17 protein-coding genes are annotated in these 22,862 nt (G+C 48.2%); 16 read left to right on the top strand and 1 reads right to left on the bottom strand.

Features of this window, described 5'->3' with window-relative positions; genetic code table 11:
• Nucleotides 1-267: 267 nt before the first annotated feature.
• The 3 genes from fdhD to RBH91_RS20400 all read left to right on the top strand — a co-directional run bounded on the left by fdhD (nt 268) and on the right by RBH91_RS20400 (nt 2,888).
• Complete coding sequence (fdhD, locus tag RBH91_RS20410; protein WP_307892745.1) at nt 268-1,059, top strand: formate dehydrogenase accessory sulfurtransferase FdhD; 792 nt, start codon at nt 268-270, stop codon at nt 1,057-1,059.
• Between the two features lie 15 nt (nt 1,060-1,074).
• Entirely contained in the window at nt 1,075-2,100 is a 1,026-nt protein-coding gene (moaA, locus tag RBH91_RS20405) for a GTP 3',8-cyclase MoaA (RefSeq protein ID WP_307892744.1), read from the top strand.
• A gap of 308 nt (nt 2,101-2,408) precedes the next feature.
• Nucleotides 2,409-2,888 carry a hypothetical protein gene (locus RBH91_RS20400; protein ID WP_307892742.1) on the top strand — a complete coding sequence of 160 codons (480 nt, stop codon included), beginning with the start codon at nt 2,409-2,411 and terminating at the stop codon, nt 2,886-2,888.
• A gap of 35 nt (nt 2,889-2,923) precedes the next feature.
• On the opposite strand, the gene RBH91_RS20395 is transcribed toward RBH91_RS20400, so the two are convergent.
• The gene (locus RBH91_RS20395; protein WP_307892741.1) at nt 2,924-3,307 is read right to left on the bottom strand and encodes a PH domain-containing protein; all 384 of its coding nucleotides are present in this window, start codon (nt 3,305-3,307) and stop codon (nt 2,924-2,926) included.
• Between the two features lie 164 nt (nt 3,308-3,471).
• On the opposite strand from RBH91_RS20395, the gene RBH91_RS20390 reads away from it, so the two are divergent.
• The 13 genes from RBH91_RS20390 (at nt 3,472) to RBH91_RS20330 (ending at nt 22,862) form a co-directional block, all read left to right on the top strand.
• A complete protein-coding gene (locus RBH91_RS20390; RefSeq protein ID WP_307892740.1) occupies nt 3,472-3,873 on the top strand; it encodes an Rrf2 family transcriptional regulator in 402 nt (133 codons plus the stop codon).
• 70 nt (nt 3,874-3,943) lie between these two features.
• Complete coding sequence (locus RBH91_RS20385) at nt 3,944-4,588, top strand: NAD(P)-dependent oxidoreductase (RefSeq protein ID WP_307892739.1); 645 nt, start codon at nt 3,944-3,946, stop codon at nt 4,586-4,588.
• A 450-nt stretch (nt 4,589-5,038) separates the two neighbouring features.
• A complete protein-coding gene (btr, locus tag RBH91_RS20380; RefSeq protein ID WP_307892738.1) occupies nt 5,039-6,634 on the top strand; it encodes a bacillibactin transport transcriptional regulator Btr in 1,596 nt (531 codons plus the stop codon).
• Between the two features lie 90 nt (nt 6,635-6,724).
• Nucleotides 6,725-7,678 (top strand): iron-hydroxamate ABC transporter substrate-binding protein, encoded by a 954-nt coding sequence (locus tag RBH91_RS20375; protein ID WP_307892737.1) that lies wholly within the window; start codon nt 6,725-6,727, stop codon nt 7,676-7,678.
• Nucleotides 7,679-7,700: 22 nt separating this feature from the next.
• Nucleotides 7,701-8,705 carry a FecCD family ABC transporter permease gene (locus tag RBH91_RS20370; protein WP_076759257.1) on the top strand — a complete coding sequence of 335 codons (1,005 nt, stop codon included), beginning with the start codon at nt 7,701-7,703 and terminating at the stop codon, nt 8,703-8,705.
• Nucleotides 8,698-9,717, top strand: a complete 1,020-nt coding sequence (locus RBH91_RS20365) for a FecCD family ABC transporter permease (protein WP_307892736.1) — start codon at nt 8,698-8,700, stop codon at nt 9,715-9,717. Before RBH91_RS20370 ends, RBH91_RS20365 begins: the two co-directional genes overlap by 8 nt.
• A 39-nt stretch (nt 9,718-9,756) precedes the next feature.
• Nucleotides 9,757-10,605 carry an alpha/beta hydrolase gene (locus tag RBH91_RS20360; protein WP_307892735.1) on the top strand — a complete coding sequence of 283 codons (849 nt, stop codon included), beginning with the start codon at nt 9,757-9,759 and terminating at the stop codon, nt 10,603-10,605.
• Nucleotides 10,606-10,803: 198 nt separating this feature from the next.
• Nucleotides 10,804-11,583: a 2,3-dihydro-2,3-dihydroxybenzoate dehydrogenase gene (locus RBH91_RS20355; RefSeq protein WP_307892734.1), complete on the top strand. Its 780-nt coding sequence runs from the start codon at nt 10,804-10,806 to the stop codon at nt 11,581-11,583.
• Nucleotides 11,584-11,609: 26 nt separating this feature from the next.
• Nucleotides 11,610-12,824, top strand: a complete 1,215-nt coding sequence (gene dhbC, locus RBH91_RS20350) for an isochorismate synthase DhbC (RefSeq protein WP_307892733.1) — start codon at nt 11,610-11,612, stop codon at nt 12,822-12,824.
• Between the two features lie 15 nt (nt 12,825-12,839).
• Nucleotides 12,840-14,465: a (2,3-dihydroxybenzoyl)adenylate synthase gene (locus tag RBH91_RS20345; protein ID WP_307892732.1), complete on the top strand. Its 1,626-nt coding sequence runs from the start codon at nt 12,840-12,842 to the stop codon at nt 14,463-14,465.
• Nucleotides 14,466-14,489: 24 nt separating this feature from the next.
• A complete protein-coding gene (locus RBH91_RS20340) occupies nt 14,490-15,425 on the top strand; it encodes an isochorismatase family protein (protein ID WP_307892731.1) in 936 nt (311 codons plus the stop codon).
• A 15-nt stretch (nt 15,426-15,440) separates the two neighbouring features.
• Entirely contained in the window at nt 15,441-22,616 is a 7,176-nt protein-coding gene (locus RBH91_RS20335) for a non-ribosomal peptide synthetase (RefSeq protein ID WP_307892730.1), read from the top strand.
• Nucleotides 22,617-22,637: 21 nt separating this feature from the next.
• Entirely contained in the window at nt 22,638-22,862 is a 225-nt protein-coding gene (locus RBH91_RS20330) for an MbtH family protein (RefSeq protein ID WP_307892729.1), read from the top strand.

Raw genomic sequence — 22,862 nt, 5'->3', positions numbered from 1 at the left:
CCTCCTGTGGAAATAAAAAGGCTTTCTTCATAATTGTCCTTTAAAAGAAGCTGCCTGAGGGTGAGGAATTTGGAAGCGTTTTTGCTGATTGGTACAATCGCGGTCAGTTGAGTGAAAAGTGTCTATTTTTTGAACTTTTAAAAAATAATATCATATTTTCAAGCTATCAACAAGATGAATCTTCCAAATTTGACCTAGCAGTTGTGAAAAATCGTGATGGACGAGTATAGTAATAGATAATGACAGATACAAAGGGCGGGGTTATCAATGGGGAAAAACATCACAACAAGCCGCAGCGTATTCCGTTATGATAATGGAGAGCTGACACAGCGAAAGGATCAAATGGCGACAGAATATCCCCTGACTGTGATGGTCAACGGCGAAGAGTTTGTCACCCTTGTCTGTTCGCCTGACAGCTTGGAAGAACTTGTGATCGGTTTTCTAGCTTCTGAAGGGGTTATTCGATTTAAAAAAGAGATTAAAAGGTTTACAATAGATGAAAGTCTTGGGTTCGCATATGTCGATCTCGTCAGCTCAAATCAGCTTAAGCTGCAAGATTACACGAAACGCGTGATTGGTTCGTGCTGCGGAAAGGGGCGGCATTTTTATTTCCAGCAGGACGTCAAAACGGCAAAAACGGCGCTTCATCATCTAACAATCAAACCTGAGAACTGTTTGGCGCTTATGCGTGACATGCAGAAAAACAGCAAGCTTTTTCAGCATACGGGGGGCGTTCACAATGCCGCTTTGTGCAGCCCTGAAAAAATGATTGTGGCGAGATCAGATATCGGAAGGCATAATGCGCTGGATAAATTGTACGGATATTGTTTATTGCATCAGGTTCCGGCTCGCGACAAACTGATCGTATTCAGCGGCAGAATTTCCTCTGAGGTGCTTCTCAAAGCCGCGAAAATCGGCGTTTCCGCGGTCATTTCCAAGTCGGCTCCGACCGAGCTCGCCATTCAGATGGCAGAGGACCTGAATATCATGACGATTGGGTTTGCAAGAAACCGGTCATTTAATGTATACACCCATCACGAGCGATTACAGCTATCATAAAAGGAGGCAATGCACATGACCGCCAACAATGAACATGTTTTGGATCAGAAAGACCGCCCCCTTCGAGACTTGAGAATCTCCGTAACCGACCGCTGCAATTTCCGGTGTACGTATTGCATGCCTGCCGAAATTTTTGGAAAGGATTATCCGTTTCTGCCAAAGAGTGAGCTCCTTTCCTTTGAAGAGCTTGAACGCTTGGCTAAGCTGTTTGTCCATACGTTCGGCGTTGAAAAAATCCGACTTACAGGCGGAGAGCCGCTGATGAGAAAAGATATGCCCGAATTAGTCGGAAAGCTGTCCCGCATACCGGGACTTCGCGATATTGCGATGACAACGAACGGCATTTTGCTGCCCGTCTATGCGGAAAAACTTAAAAAAGCAGGGTTAAAACGGGTCACGATCAGCTTGGATTCACTTGATGACGAGCGTTTTAAAACGATAAACGGAAGAGGGGTCTCCGTCAGTAAAGTCCTTGATGGAATCGAAGCGGCAAAACAAGCAGGGCTGGGCATCAAAATCAATATGGTCGTCCAGAAAGGCGTCAATGAAAAAGATATCCTGCCGATGGCCCGCTACTTTAAAGAAAAAGGCCATATTTTGCGATTCATAGAATTTATGGATGTCGGCAATACAAATGAATGGAATCAAAAGTCAGTGGTCACAAAAGCTGATATCATCAGGATTCTCAATGAAGAGATGCCGATTGAATCAATCGACCCCAATTACAAAGGAGAAGTCGCGAAACGATATCGCTATCAGGATGGCTCTGGAGAAGTCGGGTTTATCTCTTCGGTATCTGATGCTTTTTGCGCGACATGCAATAGAGCACGGCTGTCGGCAAAGGGCGAGCTCTTTACATGCCTTTTCGCATCAAGCGGCTTTGATCTGAGAAAACTGGTCAGAAGCGGACAGTCTGATCAAGAGCTTGTCGAGGCGATCGGCACCGTCTGGAGAAACCGAGATGACCAATACTCGCTGGACCGGGCACAGTCAAAAGCGGCGCCGAGGAAAAAGGTCGAAATGTCTTATATAGGCGGGTAGTACAGAAGGTTTTAGAAAAGTAAATGAAGGGACTCTGACCGACTATAATTGAATATTATCGTCGGTTTTTTTGTTTGCCATTCTTTCAATATGGAGCTGGTTCATGAGTAGGCCGCTATCACATCATGACACTGATAGAAGCTGTTTGTTGTTCCTGATCGTGATCTATCAGAACAGTTGCCTCACAGATACGGCCGCTACAGGAAAACGATGGAGGATTCAAAGACATTTTTGCGCTATTGACATATTTACAGGTTTGAATAGCGGAAGATGCGGCAATTTTCTATAAAAACAGAAAGGGTGATTGGATGTTCGGACTTCAGGATATCGCGAAATTCTTTTGGTCCTTTTTGCTCGTTTTTCCTGCCGTGTCGATCCTTCATGTTTTGGGCCACAGCTTCATGGCGGTGATTTTCGGGGGCAAGTCTTCCCTTGAGATCGGCATGGGGAAAAAGCTCGTCAAAATAGGGCCGATTCAAATCAGAAGCATTTATTTTATGGATTCGTTTTGCAATTACGGCGAATTAAAATTTGATAATCGATATACGAATGCATTGATTTATGCCGGAGGGGCGATCTTTAATTTAGTATCTATTTTTATTGTGAATTCGCTGATTATCAATGATATTTTGAAAGAAAATATTTTTTACTATCAATTTGTTTATTTTTCAACTTATTATGTGTTTTTCGCCCTGATTCCTGTGAGATATTCCGAAAATCATCTTTCTGATGGAATGGCGATTTATAAAGTGTTGAGGTATGGGGAAAAGTATGAAATTAATAATTGATCCACGGGTGCCGGAGGTGAGGACTTCCGGCATTTTCAAACATGAACGCTGCCTTCGGGCAGCTGTTTTAGCTTTTGCACTGCTTCGATGAATGTTTCGAGACGATCACAGCCATTAACATATTGAAAGTCTTCGCGCTCGCCGTTGTTCATCACAATGATATGATCACCGCCTAAGATAAGCCCTTTCTTATGGCGGAAGGAAGAGACGGCTTCATAACGGATGTCAAGATGAAATGGAGAGCCGAACAGCGAAGAATAAAACAGCAGGCGTTTGTTCGTCACTGCCAGAATGCCTCTGTATGGGGTGTATCGTGCCGACATCTTTGCATTATATGTGCAAAGAATTGAAGACTTTACTTCTTCATCTGGTTCAAGCTGATTTTTTATGGCCGCTTTTCCTTCGGATATCTCCTTCATGAAAAAACACTCCTTTCGATTGTTTCTACGAAATTAATGAGAAAAAATTCCAATTGGTAAAGGATAAAAAAATAAATATTTATCCTTTCAAAAATAAAGGATATGATAGTAGTTGACAAAAAACATACCTGTAACTATAATTATTACATCGGTGGTGAAATCATATGGTGAACACCCGTCTTTCAGTGGCCATTCATATTTTATCCTTAATCGCATCAAACCCGCGGGAATCTTCAGAAATGATCGCCGGAAGCGTCAATACAAATCCGGTTGTGATCAGGCGCATGATCAGCCAGTTGAAAAAAGCGGATATTTTGACATCGCGGCCCGGAGTAGCCGGAGCAAGCCTGAAAAGAGATCCCGCAGATATTTCTCTGCTGGATATTTATCGGGCGGTTCAGCAGCAAGAAGAATTATTCGCGATTCATGAAAAACCGAATCTAAACTGTCCGGTTGGAAAGCAGATTCAATCAACGCTTGATCAAACGTTTCTCAGCGTCCAGCAGGCGATGGAGCATGAATTGGCCAGCAAGTCTCTTAAAGACGTATTAACTCATCTCTTTTAAATAAGAGATGATGTTTCACCGCCTACATGTAACTTTTCTTGTTACAAATTAAAAATCGGAGGAAGCGAAAATGAAAATTGGTATAATCGGAGCAAGCGGTAAAGCGGGCAGCCTTATTTTAAAAGAAGCGGCAGAAAGAGGGCACGAAGTGGCCGCGATCGTCAGAAACGCATCTAGAGTCGCAGCAGAAAGCGGAGCAGCTGTCATTGAAAAAGACGTATTTGATCTGACGCCGGGGGATATGAAAGGTCTTGATGTTGTCGTCAATGCATTTGGAGCGGCCCCCGGACAGGAGCACCTTCATGTGGAAGCAGGAAGAAAACTGATCGAATTGTTTAAGCAGGTTCCTGATACAAGATTAATCATCGTTGGAGGCGCTGGCAGCCTTTATGTCGATGAAGAAAAAACAACCCAGCTGTATAACACCCCTGAATTCCCTAAAGAGTATCTGCCAACGGCAAAAAATCAGGGCCAAAACCTGCAGGATTTAAAAGAATCCAGCGGTTTGAAATGGACATTCATCAGCCCTGCAGCCTTTTTCAATCCGGAAGGAAAACGTACGGGATCATACAAAAAAGGACAAGAAAACTTGATTGTAAATGCCGCTGGAGAAAGCTGCATCAGCTATGCCGACTATGCTATTGCGGTTGTTGACGAAGCTGAAAAAGGCGAGCATGTTAATGAACGTTTCACCGTTGTTGGTGAAGCAGAATAAATAAATGACGGCCTATTTCGGGCCGTTTTTGTTTTCAAGCGAAGTGCTAAAGTTCAGCTCGGAAAAAATTCCTTAAAAGACAAGAATAAAGAGGGAGGCCATTCCTAAAATAATGATGGCGATCACTGTTGTTAAATGAAAAAAATGACATTTCATAAACTTGGCATAGCTATCCCTTTCCGTTCATCTCTTAATACATGAGTTAAAAGTATATTAGTATGATAAATAGTATGCCTTTGAATGACGGCTGCCCGGCATAGTTATTTCACAATAGAAGCGATTGTGTTATAGTAAATCTAAAGCAGCATGTTCAGCTATATTTGATGTTAAATGCACCTCGCAAACTGGTATTTTGTGTTGTCACACCTGCAACCAATTTACCATATTTTGTTCAGGGGCATTTTTAATTTTTGGGTGAAATTTATTGGTTTTCAGAAAGGCGGTTTTTCCATGAAATCCTCTTATGTCTATCGTCTCTTGCGAATCGATCATATAAAAAAAACCGGCGACCTTCCAAATGAACAGCAGCTTGCTGATTCTTTCGTCTTTATTTTTCATTTGAAGGGTGAAGGTAAAATTGATATTCAAACGGCGGGCCGTCCGCTTCAAAAAGAAACGCTCTATATCTGCCCTCCTTATGGAACATTCGGAATCACGGCTTTTTCGGACGAAATCAGCGTTTACCTCGTCAGGCTGCAGGCGTATTTCTACGATGAACAGCGGCAAACACTGGTTGCCGAAACGAATTCTGACGCCTTTTCTGGTCTGCAGATGATGAATGTTCATTCTGTTGGACATCTTGCCTCCCGTCTTCAGGAACTTTCCGCTTTATGGCCGACTTCAACGGCGCTTCAGGAGATGAAATGCCAGGTCGAACTGCAGCATCTTCTATATGATATCTACTCGGCAAAACTGGTTCATCCCGCGGATACTTCATCAGCCATCTCCAAAACAAAAGAGTATATTGAAGTTCATTCAGATGTTCAAATCACGCTTGATCAGCTCGCGCAAATGGCCGGGATCAGTGCAAAGCATTACAGTGAAACATTTAAAAAGCTGTACGGGCAAAGCGTGACAGAATTTATCGCGGAAACGCGGATGACAAAAGCGAAGCAGCTGATGGCCAAAGCCAGCTACAAGCTAAGGGAAATTGCGAGCTTGACCGGCTATCAAGATGAATTCTATTTCAGCCGGACATTTAAAAAGCATACCGGTTTATCTCCGACTGTTTACATGAAAAAAAGGCGCAGGAAGTTGGCTGCTTACGGTCAAAACACGATCGGACAGCTCATTCCGCTCCATCTCATTCCTTATGCCGCTTCGCTCCATCCGAAGTGGACATCCCATTATTACAAGCATTATGCGGCAGATATCCCGGTTCATCTCAGCGCATACCGTTTTCATGAACCATGGGAAGAGAATTTGAGCACATTGTCAGATGCTGCTCCTGAACGGATTGTCAGCATGGATAGCATTTCGAAAGAAGAACGGGGGCGGCTGAATCAAATCGCCGATGTCATCTATCTCCCTTCACAGGAAAATTGGCGAACGCATTTTATGCTGACCGCTTCGCATCTTGATGAAGAGGAAGAAGCCCGCAAATGGATGGCGTCTTATGAGCGGCTGACCGAGTCGGCAAAAGAGGCGCTTTACCCGGTGTGCGGGAAGCAAACCTTTTTGTTCCTGCGGCTGCATAAACATGAAATTTATTTTGCTCACAACCGATCTGTCCAGGATGTGTTTTTTGGCGACTTGGGCTTGGAATCGGCTGTTTCCTTGGATGAACCGACTGATCGGGCAATCTCTCTCGAAATGATTGCGGCATATCAGCCGGACTTGATTATGATCTTCGTTTTCAAAGAGCCGGAAACACTGGCGTTCTACCAGCAGCTTCAGCAGTCAGCCCAATGGCAGGATTTAAAAGCGGTGCGACATCAACGGGTTTATCAAGTGAAGTCTGATCCTTGGCGTGAATATACGGCTTGCAGCCATGAACGGATCATTCGCCAAGCGGTTCCACTGTTGTCCGGAAAAAATCCATTTTAATTGCCGGATATTGTCCATGGTGTTATCGAAGAGGCTTACCTATAATTTTAATTGATAATAGTTATCAATTAAACAGGGGGTCTCAGATAGATGAGAAAAATGTCGATCTTTTTATTTATTCTGCTTCTTGCTTTTGCCGCAGCAGGATGCGGAAACAGCAAAGAAAAAGCGGGGACTGATGCAAAAAGCTCAGAAACAGCTGAGAAAAGCGTCCAATATCTCGATCATACATACAAAGTGAACGTTCCAGCCGAACGAATCGTGATCACGGGAAGTGTTGAATCGATGGAAGATGCAAAGCTTCTGGACATTCATCCAATCGGCGCGATTTCCTTCTCAGGAAAGTTCCCGGATCTGTTTAAAAGCATTACTGATCAAGCAACTGCAGTCGGCGAAAAAACAGAACCGAATCTTGAAAAAATCCTTGAGCTTAAACCGGATGTCATATTGGCTTCAACGAAGTTTCCCGAAAAAGTGGTGAAAAAGCTTGATAACATTGCCACAACGATTCCCGTATCCCACGTTTCATCAAACTGGAAAGGCAATTTAAATCTGCTTGCTGAACTGACGGGTAAAGAAGATAAAGCCAAACAGATTATTTCAGATTATGAAACCGATCTTAAAAACGCAAAAACCAAACTGGAGAAAACGGCGAAGGATACAAAAGCGCTCGTTGTCAGAATCAGACAAGGCAATATCTTTATTTACCCGGAAGACGTCTTTTTCAACTCAACATTGTACGGTGAATTAGGCTTCACAGCTCCTAAGGAAGTAAAAGCAGCGAAAGCCCAGGAACTGATTTCTTTAGAAAAATTAAGCGAGATGAATCCGGACTATATGTTTGTTCAATTTTCTGATGATGAGAATGCGGATAAGCCGAATGCACTTAAAGATTTAGAGAAAAATCCGATTTGGAAAAGCATATCAGCAGTAAAAGAGGACCATGTATTCGTCAATGCAGTAGACCCGCTTGCACAGGGAGGAACAGCCTGGAGCAAGGTTCAGTTTTTAAAAGCTGCAGCTGAAAAATTAACACAAAACTAATCAATAGAAAAGGTTTTTCATTATGCATTCAAAGCAAATAACCCGCATCATCATAATTACTGCTCCGTTTGCCATGATACTGTCCGTTTTTCTGTCCGTCTGCTACGGCGCAAAGCAGCTGGATGGTGAAGTGATTTTTTCGGCATTGCTGCATTTTGATCCAGGAAACACAGATCACCAAATCATCTGGCATTCCCGGCTCCCTCGGGCCGCCGGCGCTCTCTTGATCGGAGCGGCGCTGGCCGTGTCCGGGGCGCTGATGCAGGGCGTCACCCGGAATTATCTCGCTTCACCATCGATCATGGGTGTTTCCGACGGTTCGGCGTTTATCATCACACTCTTGATGGTGTTGATTCCGCAATCAACATCTCTTGAACTGATGGGATACTCATTTATCGGCTCAGCTGTCGGAGCGGCCCTTGTCTTCGGTTTGGCTTCGGTGATTCCGAACGGTTTTATGCCCGTTCAGCTTGCGATTATCGGAACAGTTACAAGCATGCTGCTCAGCAGTTTGTCGGCAGCGATGTCAATTTATTTTCAAATTTCTCAAGATGTCAGCTTTTGGTACAGTGCCAGGCTGCACCAAATGAGTCCGGAACTTTTGATATATGCCGTCCCTTTTATGATTGTGGGCATCATCCTGGCTCTTTCTCTCAGCAAGAAAGTAACGGCTTTATCACTTGGGGACGATATTTCTGAAAGTCTTGGGCAGCAGAAGAAGACCGTCAAAATCGCAGCGATGGCTGCGGTTGTGCTTTTGACAGGAAGCTCTGTCGCCTTGGCCGGGAAGATTGCCTTTGTCGGCTTGGTCGTTCCGCATATGACGCGGTTTCTCGTCGGTTCGGACTACAGCCGGTTAATACCTTGTTCCTGCATCATCGGCGGAGTCTTTTTGACATTGGCCGATCTTGTCAGCCGGCTGATCAATTACCCGTTTGAGACACCGATTGAAGTCGTCACTTCAATCATTGGCGTTCCTTTCTTCCTTTATTTGATCAAGCGAAAAGGAGGGGAGCAGCGTGCCTAAAAAAGTAGCGGTCATCTATGCCGTTTTTATTGTGCTGATTCTTACGGTCTGTTATGTCAGCCTAACGATAGGGTCTTTCTCCGTTCATCCGGCGGAGCTGTTATCAACCCTTTTTCAAATCAATCCGAATGAGCAATACAGCATTTTGCTCTTTGAATTAAGACTTCCCCGCATCGTGACGGCCGCTTTGGTCGGTCTTGGACTCGGCATTGCCGGCTCTGTGATTCAGGCGATGACAAAGAACGGTTTGGCTGATCCCGGTATACTGGGGATTAACGCGGGAGCAGGGGCAGCGATTGTCGGCTATTTACTTATTTTTCAAGGCCAGACCGAAACGACGAGCCTCCTGGCTGCAATGGGAATGCCTTTCTTCGGCTTGATCGGCGGAATTTTGGCGGCCGTTTTTATATTTATCTTTGCATGGCACGGCGGAAACCTGGATTCCGGCAGGATTATTCTAGTTGGAATCGCAATCAATTCGGGTTTCAGCGCTGTCTCACTGTACTTATCGTTAAAGATGAATCCGAACGATCATGAAATGGCGATGGTTTGGAAAAACGGGAGCATCTGGTCGGCGAACTGGACATATATTCAAGCCGCACTGCCATGGCTTTTGCTTTTAATTCCGTTTCTGCTCGCAAAGAGCAATTTGCTGGACACGATTCGTTTTCATGAAGATACCGTCAAGAGTCTGGGCGTGTCTTCCAATACAGAAAAAATGGTGCTGCTTACCGCTTGCGTCGGCATTATCAGCGCTTGTGTGGCGATTTCAGGAAGCATGGGCTTTGTCGGCTTGATTGCTCCGCATATTTCTCGGAGGCTGGCAGGGGTGCTGCATCGTCACTCATTGCTGTTAAGCGGACTTGTCGGCATGTTTCTCGTGCTATGTGCCGATTTTGCCGGCAAACTGCTGTTTCAGCCGTCGGAAGTTCCTGCGGGTATCATTCTCGCCATTTTCGGGGTGCCTTACTTTTTATACTTGCTTTTTAAACAAAAAAAGGCGGTTCACTAGACTGCCTGATTTCATCACAGAGGGGGAGGGAGAAATCAAATGGTTCAAGAAAAACATAATCAGGCTGTCAAAGCTTCGCCCGTTGCTATCCCAGGCACAGAACAGCGTCTCATGCGTTCAAAAGACGGAAAACGCAGCTACCGGATTTTTATTGGAAGGCCCCATGGAGAACCGCCTCCTGAGGGATATCCGGTTATCTATCTGCTTGATGCCAATTCAGTATTCGGAACGATGATCGAGGCGGTGCGGATGCAGGGGCGCCGCCCGGATAAAACGGGGGTTGTACCGGCTGTTATCGTTGGCATCGGCTATGAGACGGATGCTCCGTTTGATCCGGGGCGCTACTACGACTTTACGCTGCCTATGCCAGGCAGAGAACTGCCTCAAAGGCCCGATGGGACAGATTGGCCTGAACCGGGCGGTGCGGAAGCCTTTCTCTCATTCATCGAGGAACACTTGAAGCCTGTGATCGAACAGGAATTCAACATTGATGCGAAGAGGCAGGCTATCTTCGGCCATTCCCTCGGCGGTCTTTTTGTCCTGCAAGTCCTGTTTACAAAGCCCGCTTTATTTCAGACATACATCGCCGGCAGTCCATCAATTCATTGGAATAAGCCGTTTTTTGATGAGGAGCATGAATTTGTTTCCCGCCTGCAAGAAACTGATGTCAAAGTCAATGTATTACTTGGAGCGGGAGAACTGGAGAAAACGCATAAGAGCAGGATGAACGACAATGCAATAAAGCTGGCAGAGCGCTTATCAGCTCTTGAACACTGCGGGGTCAGCGCGGAGTTCATTGAATTTAAGGAGGAAGGCCATATCTCGGTCTTGCCTGTATTGATCAGCAAAGCATTGCGATTTGCCTTAAGTCCTGATGGACAAGGCTGATATGAAGCAGTGGGCGAACTTTATCGCCCATGCTTTTATAAAAAGAATGATCGACATAAAAAGTCAATATACCATAGCAGTTACGGAGTTAAAATCGAAAATGATTTGACCGTTAGCATTTATTGGTATATTATATTTTTGAACGATAATGATTATCATTATCAATTAGTTTTTAGGATTCGGATTTCAGGAAAGGAAATGATGAGAGTGAAAGGCAAGGTTGCTTTAGTAACCGGAGCTTCCCAAGGGATTGGTGAAGAGGTAGCCCGGGCGCTTGCAGAACTTGGAGTGTTTGTTGCAGCAATAGATCAAAATGGGGAAGGGCTTCTAGAACTCGTGAAAGATCTGAAGAAAAAAGGTCTGCAAGCTGCCGATTTTGTCGTTGATGTGGGTGACAGCACCGCTGTTGATCAGCTTGTGGACAAAATCGAGCGCGATCTCGGCCCGATAGACATGCTGGTCAATGTTGCAGGTATTCTGCGGACCGGTTTGATTACATCCCTAAGTGATGAAGATTGGGTAAAGACGTTCCGCGTTAACTCTACCGGGGTTTTTAACGTATCCCGCTCAGTAGCAGGCCGCATGATTCCGCGCAGATACGGTTCAATCGTGACCGTTGGATCGAATGCAGCGGCAGTGCCGCGCATGCAGATGTCAGCTTACGCGGCTTCAAAGGCAGCGGCTTTAATGTTCACGAAATGTCTTGGGCTTGAGCTGGCCGAGTACAATATCCGCTGCAATATCGTATCGCCCGGGTCAACGGATACTCCGATGCAGAGGTCGCTTTGGCGGGAACAAGACGCTGCTCAAAGCGTGATTGCAGGATCACTCAAAACATTTAAGACAGGCATTCCGCTCGGAAAATTAGCGATGCCGGCGGATATCGCTAATGCCGTTGTTTTCTTGCTGTCAGACAGCGCCCGCCATATCACGATGCATGATCTGCGCGTAGACGGGGGAGCTACTCTGGGCGTTTGATTCAATTTTAAAGGAGGTTTTGCTTTATGATGGAACGTCATATCGTCACGGAATCGCTTGCAGTACAGCTTCTAAAAGAATATCGAACTGGGGCTTCATTCTTCTTTTCTTCTCCTGAGCGAACCATTCTAACGGAAGGCGTTTTTGCTGCCGTTCCTGAAGCGGAAGGTCTGAACCAGATGGAGAACTTGACTCAGCGAGCTGATGCGGTTCTCAGACAAGCCAAACAGGCTGGCCAGAAAAGGCCTATCGTTGTCGGTGCAGTGCCTTTTGATGAAACAAAGCCTGTGCAGCTTACCGTGCCTGACGAGGTTTGGCATGCGGGTCAGCTGACATTTGATCAGGACGAGCCAAAACAGCCGGAGTGTGCTGCTTTTGGCTATGACATACAGCCGGTGCCCGCACCGGAGGAGTATATGAACGGAGTAAAACAGGGATTGGCCGGTATAGCCGCCGGCGATTTCAGCAAAATCGTACTTTCCCGGTCACTGCATTTGACCTCACCGATAAAGATCAATATCGGCGATTTGCTAAACAGTCTTGCCCGGCACAATTCCCGCGGTTATACCTTTGCTGTCGATGTGTCCGAACGGGCAGGAGGAGAGTCTGAAACCGTGCGGAGAACCTTGATTGGAGCCAGTCCGGAGCTGCTTGTTTCAAGATCCGGATTTCGGGTTTCTGCCAATCCTTTAGCAGGATCAAGGCCCCGAAGCCATGATCCGCATGAGGATCAAAGGCGGTCAGCCGAATTGCTTGCTTCTGCAAAAGACCGTCATGAACATGCGGTTGTGGTTGAAGCGGTCGCTTCCGCTCTCAGACCATTTTGCAGGACGCTGGAGGTTCCGTCAGAGCCATCGCTGATCACTACGGAGACGATGTGGCATCTATCTACAGAAATCAAAGGAGAGCTTACAGACCTTTCTATATCATCATTGGAACTGGCAGCGGCTCTTCACCCGACTCCGGCTGTCTGCGGCACACCGACGGATCTCGCAAGAGCGGCAATTAAAAAAATTGAGCCGTTCGAACGCGGCTTTTTCACAGGTATGGTCGGCTGGTGCGATTCTGAAGGCGATGGAGAATGGGTGGTGACGATCCGCTGTGCTGAGGCAGAAGAACGCGCCCTTCGTCTGTACGCTGGAGCAGGCATCGTAGCCGGATCAAAGCCGGAAGATGAACTGGCCGAGACATCAGCAAAGTTTCGCACAATGCTTCGTGCAATGGGAATGAACAGTGAATAATAGGGGGAGATGAACATGCTGACGGGATGCCCGGCATGGCCGAAAGAGTTTGCAGACAAGTATCGGAAGGAGGGATGCTGGAGAGGCGAAACATTTGGAGGAATGCTGAGGGAACGCGCTGACAAACATGGCAGCCGCATTGCAATAACATGCGGGGACACCCATCTGAGCTACAAAGAATTGGATGAGAGAGTCGATCTTTTGGCAGCAGGTTTTTTAAGGCTTGGCATTCAAAAGGAAGACCGTGTCGTCGTGCAGCTGCCAAACATCATCGAATTTTTTGAGGTTTGTTTTGCGCTGTTTCGAATCGGTGCGCTGCCTGTGTTTGCTCTTCCCTCGCATCGGCACAGTGAAATCACTTATTTTTGCGAGTTTTCTGATGCGGCTGCATATGTGATCCCGGATGTTCACTCAGGGTTTGACTACCGCCGGCTGGCGAGAGAGGTTTGTGATAAGGTTCAAGGATTGCGCCATGTCATTGTCGCCGGCGATTCGGAAGAATTTAAGGCGCTTCGCGATCTGCAAGCCGGTCAGGCCTGTTTTCCAGAGGTGAGTCCCGGCGATGTGGCTTTTCTTCAATTGTCCGGGGGAAGCACTGGACGATCCAAGCTGATACCGAGAACCCATGATGATTATATATACAGTCTGAGGCTCAGCGCTGACATTTGCCGCCTTGATCATGACAGCGTGTATCTAGCCGCTCTTCCGATAGCACATAACTATCCGCTTAGTTCACCAGGTGTGCTTGGAACATTGTATGCAGGAGGGAGAGTCGTTCTTGCGCAAGGATCAAGTCCTGATGAAACCTTTCCTTTGATTGAAAGGGAACGGGCTACAATAACAGCGCTTGTTCCGCCGCTGGCTTTAATCTGGCTTGAAGCCGCCTCGTCGCGTTGCAATGATTTCTCAAGCCTTCAAGTTCTTCAAGTCGGCGGAGCCAAATTCAGCGCTGAAGCTGCCGGCCGCGTAAAATCAGTGTTTGGCTGCACATTGCAGCAGGTCTACGGCATGGCGGAAGGTCTGGTCAACTATACCAGACTTGATGATCCGGAAGAAATCATCATCAGTACACAAGGCAGGCCGATGTCTCCATTTGATGAGATTAAGGTTGTAGATGAGAACGGATGCGAAGTCGAACCCGGACAAACCGGCGAACTGCTGACAAGGGGACCTTATACGATTCGCGGCTATTACAAAGCTGAGGAGCACAATGCTAAAGCTTTTACCGCAGATGGATTTTACCGAACAGGAGACCTGGTCAAGGTAAACTCATCAGGTTATCTGATCGTTGAAGGTCGTTCTAAAGACCAAATTAACAGAGGCGGAGAAAAAGTCGCGGCAGAGGAGGTAGAAAATCATCTGCTTGCTCATCCTTCCGTACATGATGCCGCAGTTGTCTCAATGCCTGATAAGTTTCTTGGAGAAAGGACATGTGCATATATCATCCCGCGCAGCACCCCGCCTGCTGCCGCAGAGATAAAAGTGTTTCTGAGAGAACGCGGGCTTGCAGCATATAAAATACCTGACCGGGTGGAAATAGTCGAAGCATTTCCACAGACAGGTGTAGGAAAAGTCAGCAAAAAAGCATTGCGTGAGGCAATTGTTGAAAAAATGATGTCAGCCGCCGACGCGCAGCAATGATAAAAATCGAGAGGATGTGATTTGATGGCCATTCCTGCCATCTTACCGTACCAAATGCCAACAGCGTCAGATCTGCCGAAAAACAAGGTGTCCTGGACGCCTCATCCGAAGCGTGCCGCACTTCTCATCCATGACATGCAGCAATATTTTATCGATGCCTACAATTTAGGCGAATCTCCGATGACAGAGCTTTTCGCAAATATTAAAATGCTGAAAGAACAATGCGCAGAGCTTGGCATACCTATCATTTATACGGCTCAGCCTGGCGGACAGACACCCGAAGAGCGGGGGCTTCTTCAGGACTTTTGGGGATCTGGAATCGGCCCGGGTCCAGATGGGCAGAAAATCGTGGAGAAGCTTAAACCGAATGAAGGCGACATCGTTCTGACGAAGTGGAGGTACAACGCCTTTAGAAAAACCAATCTCTTAGGCATTCTCCAGGAACAGGGCCGCGATCAGCTTATCGTCACGGGGGTTTATGCGCATATCGGCTGTCTCATGACGGCATGTGATGCGTTTATGCAAGATATAGAGACGTTTTTTGTAGGGGATGCGGTCGCGGATTTCTCTTTAAAACATCATGAAATGGCGATCTCTTATGCAGCTGACCGCTGTGCTGTCACCGTCACCGCCGAAAACCTTCTGAACGAACTGAAAAACGGGCGGGATTCTGCAAATGACGAGGGCGTAAGAGAAGATGCAGAAAGGCTGTCAAAACAAATCATACGCGAACAAATCGCCGCGCTTCTCCTTGAATCACCAGCCGATATTAGCGACAGTGAAAATTTGATTTATCGCGGGCTCGATTCAGTCAGAATAATGAGTCTTGCCGAGCGCTGGCGGCGTGCCGGGGCAGAGGTGACTTTTGTGGAGCTGGCCGAGGAGCCGACGATTGAAAACTGGTGGAGACTGTTGTCTTCCTCTAAAGAAACATCACTGCCAAATGCAGACTATCAATGAAGGAGGTTGCCATAAATGCCTGAATGTCAAGAAAACCGCAGGCCGTTAACCGGAGCACAGGCCGGCATTTGGTATGCACAACAGCTTGATCCGCAAAATCCGGTCTATAATACCGCTGAATACGTAGAAATCAGCGGTCCGGTTGATCCGGAGCTATTTGAGAAAGCGCTTCGTCATGTCATGAAAGAAGCTGATACATTGCATGCCCGATTCGGGGAAGATAAGGAAGGGCCATGGCAGGTGATCGAGCCATCATCAGATTTTCCGCTTCATTTCATTGATGTCAGTGCAAAGCCGGACCCGAGGAAGGCGGCTGAAGCATGGATGAGGGAAGATCTTTCCCGGCCGATCGACCTGACCCGCGGGCCTCTTTTTACAGAGGCGCTTTTTAAAGCGGCACCCGACCTGTTCTACTGGTATCAGCGAACACATCATATCGCGACTGACGGATTCAGTTTTACACTGATAGCCGAACGGCTGTCAAAATTGTATACCGCACTTGCACAGGGGAAGACGTCTGATCATGACAGAGCCTTTGGGCCTCTTGATTCGGTTCTCAAGGAAGATTCGGTATACCGTTCGTCAGATCAATACCAAAAGGACCGCCAATTTTGGCTGGAGCGCTTTAGTGATGAGCCGGAGGTGGTCAGCCTTGCCGACAGAGCCCCAAGGACTTCTTCCAGCTTTCTTCGCCGTTCTGCACATCTTCCTGCGGAAAATGCCGATCGTCTCCTGTCTGCAGCAAGCTTGGCGGGAGCAAACTGGCATGAAGCGGTAATCGCAGCAGCCGCCATTTACGTCCATCGTCTGACAGGCGCCAAGGATGTTGTTCTCGGATTGCCGATGATGTGCCGTTTAGGTACGGGTTCTCTGAATATTCCCGGTATGGTCATGAATCTCCTGCCCCTTCGTCTGTCAGTGGGGCCGGAGATGGGGACGGCCCAGCTTATGAAGCAGGTATCAGAGGAAATTGTTCAGATTCGGCGCCATCAGCATTATCGCCATGAAGAGCTGAGGCGCGACCTTAAACTGCTTGGTGAAAATCAGCGGCTGTTCGGTCCGCAGATTAATCTGATGCCATTTGCCGATCATTTATATTTTGCCGGTTATCAAGGGGTTGTTCACAATCTTGCGACGGGACCTGTGGACGATCTTTCGATTAATATTTACGGAAGGCCCGGTGGTAGCGGCTTAAAGGTGAACATGGACGCAAATCCCGCCGTGTACAATGTCAATGAATTAGATCAACACCTGCACCGTTTTCTTATTCTTCTGAAAACAATCGCCGATGCTGAACAAGATATGCCGATCGGAAAAATAGAGCTGCTGCTGCCTGAGGAACGTCATCAGGTTCTTACCAAATGGAATAAAACTGATCAAGTGCTTCCTGAAAACACACTGCCTCAATTATTTGAAATGCAGGTGAAAGAATACCCGAATTCGCCGGCAGTGGTGTTTAAGGACGATGTACTCAGCTATTCCGAATTGAATGAACGGGCGAATCGGCTTGCCCATCTGCTGATGGAAAGAGGGGCCGGACCGAAGCAGTTTGTTGCTTTGGCTCTGCCTCGATCAGCGGAAATGGTGATCTGTATGCTTGCCGTGCTGAAGGCTGGGGCTGCTTATTTACCTATCGATCCAGAATATCCGGCTGACCGGATCGATTATATGCTCAGCGATGCACAGCCGATGCTCGTCATAACGAGCAGGGAGGCCGCAGTTCATATTCCCGAAAATCCAGATGTGCCGAGAATGATCATTGATGAACAAGACGCAGTCAATAAAATCAACGATTATTCCGCCGAAAATCCGGTTGATGTTGATCAACATGGCAAGCGGTTATCTCTTCAGCCTGCGTATATGATTTATACGTCGGGTTCGACCGGAAGGCCTAAGGGAGTCGTTGTATCAGCTGAAAGTTTATGCAATTTTCTTTTGTCGATGCAGGAGACTTTTTCCCTTCAGAGGCATGATCGTCTCTTGGCGGTCACAACGATCGCCTTTGATATTTCAGCATTGGAAATTTACCTGCCATTGATCAGCGGCGCCTGTTTCATTATTGCTGATAAGGAAACCGTTCAAGATCCCCCTGCTTTGGCGGGCATGCTTGAAAATCAAGACATCACGATCATGCAGGCCACACCGACACTATGGCATGCATTGGCGACAAGCGTCCCTGAAAAGCTGCGCGGACTCAGGGTGCTTGTCGGAGGCGAGGCGCTTCCAAGCAGTCTTGCACTTCATCTGCAAGAACTAGACTGTGAGATTACGAATCTATATGGTCCGACTGAAACAACGATCTGGTCAACGTCTGCTGCGCTCGTAAACGAAGGCCGAAAAGAAGCCCCTTCAATCGGCCGTCCGATTTGGAACACACAAGTCTATGTTTTAGATGCTGGCTTGCAGCCTGTTCCGCCGGGAGTGGCAGGCGAGCTCTATGTGGCCGGGGCAGGAGTGGCGCGCGGCTATTTGGGTCGGCCTGGACTTACAGCTGAGCGTTTTATCGCCAATCCTTACGGGCCGCCGGGATCTCGGATGTATCGGACAGGCGATCTTGTAAGATGGCGTTCAGACGGTTCTCTGGATTATATCGGGCGGGCAGACCATCAAATTAAGATTCGGGGATTTCGCATCGAAATGGGAGAAATTGATGCGGTGCTTTCCAGCCATCATGATGTTCAGCAGTCTGCTGTTATCGTGCGCGAAGACCAGCCGGGAGATCCCCGCTTGGCTGCCTATATCGTTCCGGTTTCTGAAGTGGCCCCTCATCCGGATGAGCTTCGCCGGCATGTCAGAGAAACGCTTCCTGATTATATGGTGCCATCGGCATTTGTCATTCTGGAAGAGCTTCCGCATACTCCGAATGGTAAGCTTGACCGAAAAGCGCTGCCGGCACCCGTGATGAGTGCGCAACCCTCCGGACGTGAGCCGAGGACGCCGCAAGAGGAGATTTTGTGTGATCTGTTTGCTGAGGTTCTGGGGATATCACGTGTCAGCATTGATGACAGCTTTTTTGATCTTGGCGGGCATTCGCTGCTTGCCGGCCGGCTTGTAGGCCGTATTCGTGAAGTGTTGGGAGCCGAGCTGGGAATCGGGCGTTTATTTGACGAACCGACGGCTGCAGGGCTGGCCAAACAGCTTGACCAGGCACAGAGCGTCCGGCCGCCTCTAGAGAAAGCCGAGCGCCAGGAGGAGATTCCCCTTTCATTTGCCCAGCGCCGTTTATGGTTTTTACACTGTTTGGAAGGGCCAAGCCCTACCTACAATATTCCGGTAGTCGTCAATTTGTCCGGTATGCTGAATCGAGAAGCGCTTGAAACGGCTTTAGGTGATGTCGCAGAACGTCATGAACCGCTGAGAACGATTTTCCCCGAAAGGCAGGGGACATCGTGCCAGCTTATATTAGATCCCGCCAAGGCACGCCCTGAATTGCTCGTTTCTCATGTCGGCGAAAATGAGCTTGAGGAAGTGCTTGCTGAAGCTGTAAGTTACAGCTTTAACCTAGCAGAAGAGCCGCCGTTTCGCACGCAGCTTTTCGTGCTCGGGGAAAACAAATATGCTCTGCTGCTTCTTCTGCACCATATGATCGGTGATGGATGGTCTTTGACACCGCTGACCCGTGATTTGGAAGCTGCCTATAACACCCGCTGCCAGGGCGCTGCTCCGGAGTGGGAGCCGCTTCCCGTACAATATGCCGACTATGCTTTCTGGCAGAAAAATCTGCTTGGCAGTGAGAACGACCCGGATAGCCTGATTGCAAGGCAGCTGACATTTTGGACGAAGACGCTTGACCATTTGCCTGACCAGCTTGAGCTTCCGACTGATTTCCCAAGGCCTGCTGAATCAAGCTATCGCGGCGACACGATTCAACTCAAGCTTGATAAGGAGCTGCACAGCCGTCTGCTCGACTTGGCCCGCACTAGCGGAGTCAGTCTGTTTATGATTTTGCAATCGGGTCTTGCCGCATTGCTTACAAGAATGGGAGCAGGAAGCGACATTCCGATCGGCAGCCCGATCGCGGGAAGAAGTGCTGACTCATTGGGCGGGCTTATCGGTTTATTCATCAATACGCTTGTGCTGCGGACTGACACATCAGGTGATCCCAGCTTTCGCGATCTTCTCGCCAGGGTAAGGGAAGTCAATCTTCATGCTTATGAACATCAGGATCTTCCTTTTGAGCGTCTTGTTGAAGTTCTCAATCCTGCGCGGTCGCGCGCCAGACATCCGCTCTTTCAAATCATGCTGGCATTTCAAAACACGCCTGAACCCGCGCTTGAACTTCCGGGACTACAATCCGCCCTTGAGGTTCGAAGCGTTGGTGCCGCGAAGTTTGATTTGACGATTGAACTTCGCGAACATCGTAATGCAGACGGAATACCGGCCGGCATTACGGGATTCCTTGAATACAGTACAGATTTATTTAAGCGTGATACGGCTGAAGCATTCACTGCAAGACTAGTGAGACTGCTGGAATCCGCCGCATCTGCTCCTGATCAGCCGATTGGGCGGCTTGACATCCTATTGCCTGAAGAACGCCAAATGATGCTGGCTAATTTGAACAAAGATTCACTGAAATTGCCTGAGGCAAGTTTGCCGGTATTGTTTGAGAAGCAGGCCGCTGAGAAACCTGAAAACATTGCTGTTGTATTTGAAAATGAAGTTCTAACCTACGGCGAACTCAACAAGCGGGCGAATCGGCTGGCTCACCTGCTGATTGCCAAAGGGATCGGTCCTGAACAATTCGCAGCTTTGGCGCTGCCAAGATCATTGGAAATGGTTGTCGGTCTGCTGGCTGTGCTCAAAGCAGGAGCGGCATACGTTCCGCTGGATCCGGACTACCCGGCTGAAAGAATCGCTTTTATGCTTGCGGATGCCCGGCCTGCCTGCATCATGACAAATTCAGAGGTGGACTCACACCTTTCTGATGCAGGAGCTGTTCCGCGAATTGTGCTTGATGACCCTCATATAAAAGAAGAACTGAAAGAGTGTGCTGATACGAATCCGAGTGATGCCGACCGTCTTGAACCTTTGTCACCTTTCCACCCGGCATATGTCATTTATACATCAGGTTCAACCGGTACACCAAAAGGGGTGGTGATCCCGCATCAGAATGTTGTCCGGCTTTTTGGAGCAACGGAACAATGGTTCCATTTTAGCGCAGATGATGTTTGGACGATGTTTCATTCTTATGCCTTTGACTTTTCTGTTTGGGAAATTTGGGGCCCGCTGCTGCATGGAGGGCGGCTTGTTGTGGTTCCTCATGCCGTCAGCCGCTCACCGAACGAATTTCTGCGCCTGCTCGTAAATGAAGGTGTGACTGTGCTCAACCAGACTCCATCGGCATTTTATCAACTGATGCAGGCGGATCGCGATCATCCTGAAATCGGAAGGCTTCTTTCTCTGCGATTTGTCATCTTTGGCGGAGAAGCGCTTGAGCTGAGCAGGCTGGAAGACTGGTATCAGCGCCATCCGGATCATTTCCCGAGATTGGTCAATATGTACGGCATCACGGAGACGACGGTGCATGTCAGCTACATTTCCCTTAATCAGAAGATTGCGGCTTTAAAAGCCAACAGTCTGATCGGCCGCGGGATACCTGATCTTGGTGTATATGTGCTTGATGCATGTCTTGAGCCGGTTCCGCCGGGAGTGGCCGGAGAGCTTTATGTATCCGGAAGCGGACTTGCCCGCGGTTATTTGGGAAGGCCGGACTTGACGGCTGAACGATTTGTCGCTGACCCGTATGGACCGCCCGGCACGCGGATGTATCGTACGGGTGATCTGGCCCGTTGGCGCCCGGATGGTTCTCTTGATTATATGGGACGCGCTGACCAGCAGATTAAGATTCGCGGCTTCCGGATTGAACTGGGTGAAATTGAAGCCGTGCTTGTTCAGCATGATGGAGTGGATCAGGCTGCTGTCGTTGTACGGGAAGACCAGCCGGGGGATAAGCGCTTGATCGCCTATATAGTACCTGCATCAGAAACGGGAACAGATCCCGCTGAGCTGCGCCGGTATGCTTCTGGAACTCTGCCTGATTACATGGTGCCTTCCGCTCTTGTGGAAATTGATGTTCTGCCATTGACTCCGAATGGCAAGCTTGACCGTAAAGCACTGCCTGAACCGGAATATACAGCAGCGGTCAAAGGACGCGGTCCCCGCACGCCGCAGGAAGAGATACTGTGCGATCTCTTTTCAGAAATTTTGAATTTGCCTCGGATCGGCATTGATGACGGATTCTTTGAGCTTGGAGGACATTCTCTGCTCGCCGTCCAGCTGATGAGCCGCATTCGCGAAGCACTTGGCGTCGAACTTGGTATCGGTGATTTGTTAGCAGCGCCTACTGTCAGCGGCCTTGCCGAACGCATTGAGGCAGGCAGCAGCCACAATGCGCTAGATGTCCTGCTTCCGCTGAGAGAGGGCGGCAGCGAGCCGCCTCTGTTCTGTGTGCACCCTGCGGGAGGCTTGAGCTGGTGTTACGCCGGTTTGATGACGTCTCTGAGCAAAGAGTACCCGATTTATGGTCTTCAGGCCCGAGGCATTGCAAGACAGGAGGCATTGCCACAGACATTGGATGAAATGGCTGCTGATTATATTCGCCATATTCGTACGATTCAGCCAGCCGGTCCTTACCGCCTTCTTGGCTGGTCTCTCGGAGGCAATGTTGTTCATGCAATCGCAACTCAGCTGCAGGAACAGGGCGAAGAAGTTTCTCTTCTCGTCATGCTTGATGCTTATCCAAATCATTTCCTTCCGATTAAAGATGCTCCTGACGAGCAGGAAGCGCTTATTGCCCTCTTGGCTTTAGGCGGATATGATCCGGATAGCCTTGACGGAGAGCCGCTCGAGCTTTCCAGCGCGATTGAAATTTTGCGGCGTGACGGCAGTGCGCTAGCAAGTCTTGATGAATCGGCAATATTGAACTTAAAGGAGACCTATGTGAATTCGGTTCGCATTTTAAGCGCCTATAAGCCTCAGCCATATCACGGGGATCTTCTATTCTTCAGATCAACCGTCATACCGGAATGGTTTGACCCGATTGAGCCGGAAGAATGGCTCCCTTATCTTCATGGAAAGATTGAGAAGCATGATATAGACTGCCGGCATAAAGATTTGTGCCAGCCGGGCCCGCTTTCCGAAATTGGGCGCGTCCTTGCGGAAAAATTAGATGCCTTTAAAGTAAGCCGATAAAGAAAGAAGGGAGAGAGAATGATGACGAATCCTTTTGAAAATGAAGGCGGCACATATGTTGTCCTGATGAATAGCGAAGGCCAGTACTCGCTCTGGCCGGCCTTTCTTGATGTGCCGTCTGGCTGGACTCCTGTCTTTGAGGAAGCGAGCCGAAGCGAATGTATTCAATATATCAGCTCGAATTGGCGCGATTTGCAGCCGAACAGTCTGAAGCCCGCTATCGGGGTTCACGGCGGTGAGGAGTGA

The organism is Bacillus swezeyi (assembly GCF_030908325.1).
Classification (GTDB): Bacteria; Bacillota; Bacilli; order Bacillales; family Bacillaceae; genus Bacillus; species Bacillus swezeyi.
This window is presented reverse-complemented; position numbering and strand designations above follow the sequence as displayed.

Excerpts from the sequence above, each read along its gene's own strand:
- RBH91_RS20390 (WP_307892740.1), top strand. The coding sequence starts at position 3,472 with ATGGTGAACACCCGTCTTTCAGTGGCCATTCATATTTTATCCTTAATC.
- RBH91_RS20360 (WP_307892735.1), top strand. The coding sequence starts at position 9,757 with ATGGTTCAAGAAAAACATAATCAGGCTGTCAAAGCTTCGCCCGTTGCT.
- fdhD (WP_307892745.1), top strand. The coding sequence starts at position 268 with ATGGGGAAAAACATCACAACAAGCCGCAGCGTATTCCGTTATGATAAT.
- RBH91_RS20400 (WP_307892742.1), top strand. The coding sequence starts at position 2,409 with ATGTTCGGACTTCAGGATATCGCGAAATTCTTTTGGTCCTTTTTGCTC.
- RBH91_RS20395 (WP_307892741.1), bottom strand. The coding sequence starts at position 3,307 with ATGAAGGAGATATCCGAAGGAAAAGCGGCCATAAAAAATCAGCTTGAA.
- RBH91_RS20375 (WP_307892737.1), top strand. The coding sequence starts at position 6,725 with ATGAGAAAAATGTCGATCTTTTTATTTATTCTGCTTCTTGCTTTTGCC.
- RBH91_RS20370 (WP_076759257.1), top strand. The coding sequence starts at position 7,701 with ATGCATTCAAAGCAAATAACCCGCATCATCATAATTACTGCTCCGTTT.
- RBH91_RS20340 (WP_307892731.1), top strand. The coding sequence starts at position 14,490 with ATGGCCATTCCTGCCATCTTACCGTACCAAATGCCAACAGCGTCAGAT.
- RBH91_RS20330 (WP_307892729.1), top strand. The coding sequence starts at position 22,638 with ATGACGAATCCTTTTGAAAATGAAGGCGGCACATATGTTGTCCTGATG.
- RBH91_RS20385 (WP_307892739.1), top strand. The coding sequence starts at position 3,944 with ATGAAAATTGGTATAATCGGAGCAAGCGGTAAAGCGGGCAGCCTTATT.
- RBH91_RS20345 (WP_307892732.1), top strand. The coding sequence starts at position 12,840 with ATGCTGACGGGATGCCCGGCATGGCCGAAAGAGTTTGCAGACAAGTAT.
- dhbC (WP_307892733.1), top strand. The coding sequence starts at position 11,610 with ATGATGGAACGTCATATCGTCACGGAATCGCTTGCAGTACAGCTTCTA.
- RBH91_RS20355 (WP_307892734.1), top strand. The coding sequence starts at position 10,804 with ATGATGAGAGTGAAAGGCAAGGTTGCTTTAGTAACCGGAGCTTCCCAA.
- RBH91_RS20335 (WP_307892730.1), top strand. The coding sequence starts at position 15,441 with ATGCCTGAATGTCAAGAAAACCGCAGGCCGTTAACCGGAGCACAGGCC.
- btr (WP_307892738.1), top strand. The coding sequence starts at position 5,039 with ATGAAATCCTCTTATGTCTATCGTCTCTTGCGAATCGATCATATAAAA.
- moaA (WP_307892744.1), top strand. The coding sequence starts at position 1,075 with ATGACCGCCAACAATGAACATGTTTTGGATCAGAAAGACCGCCCCCTT.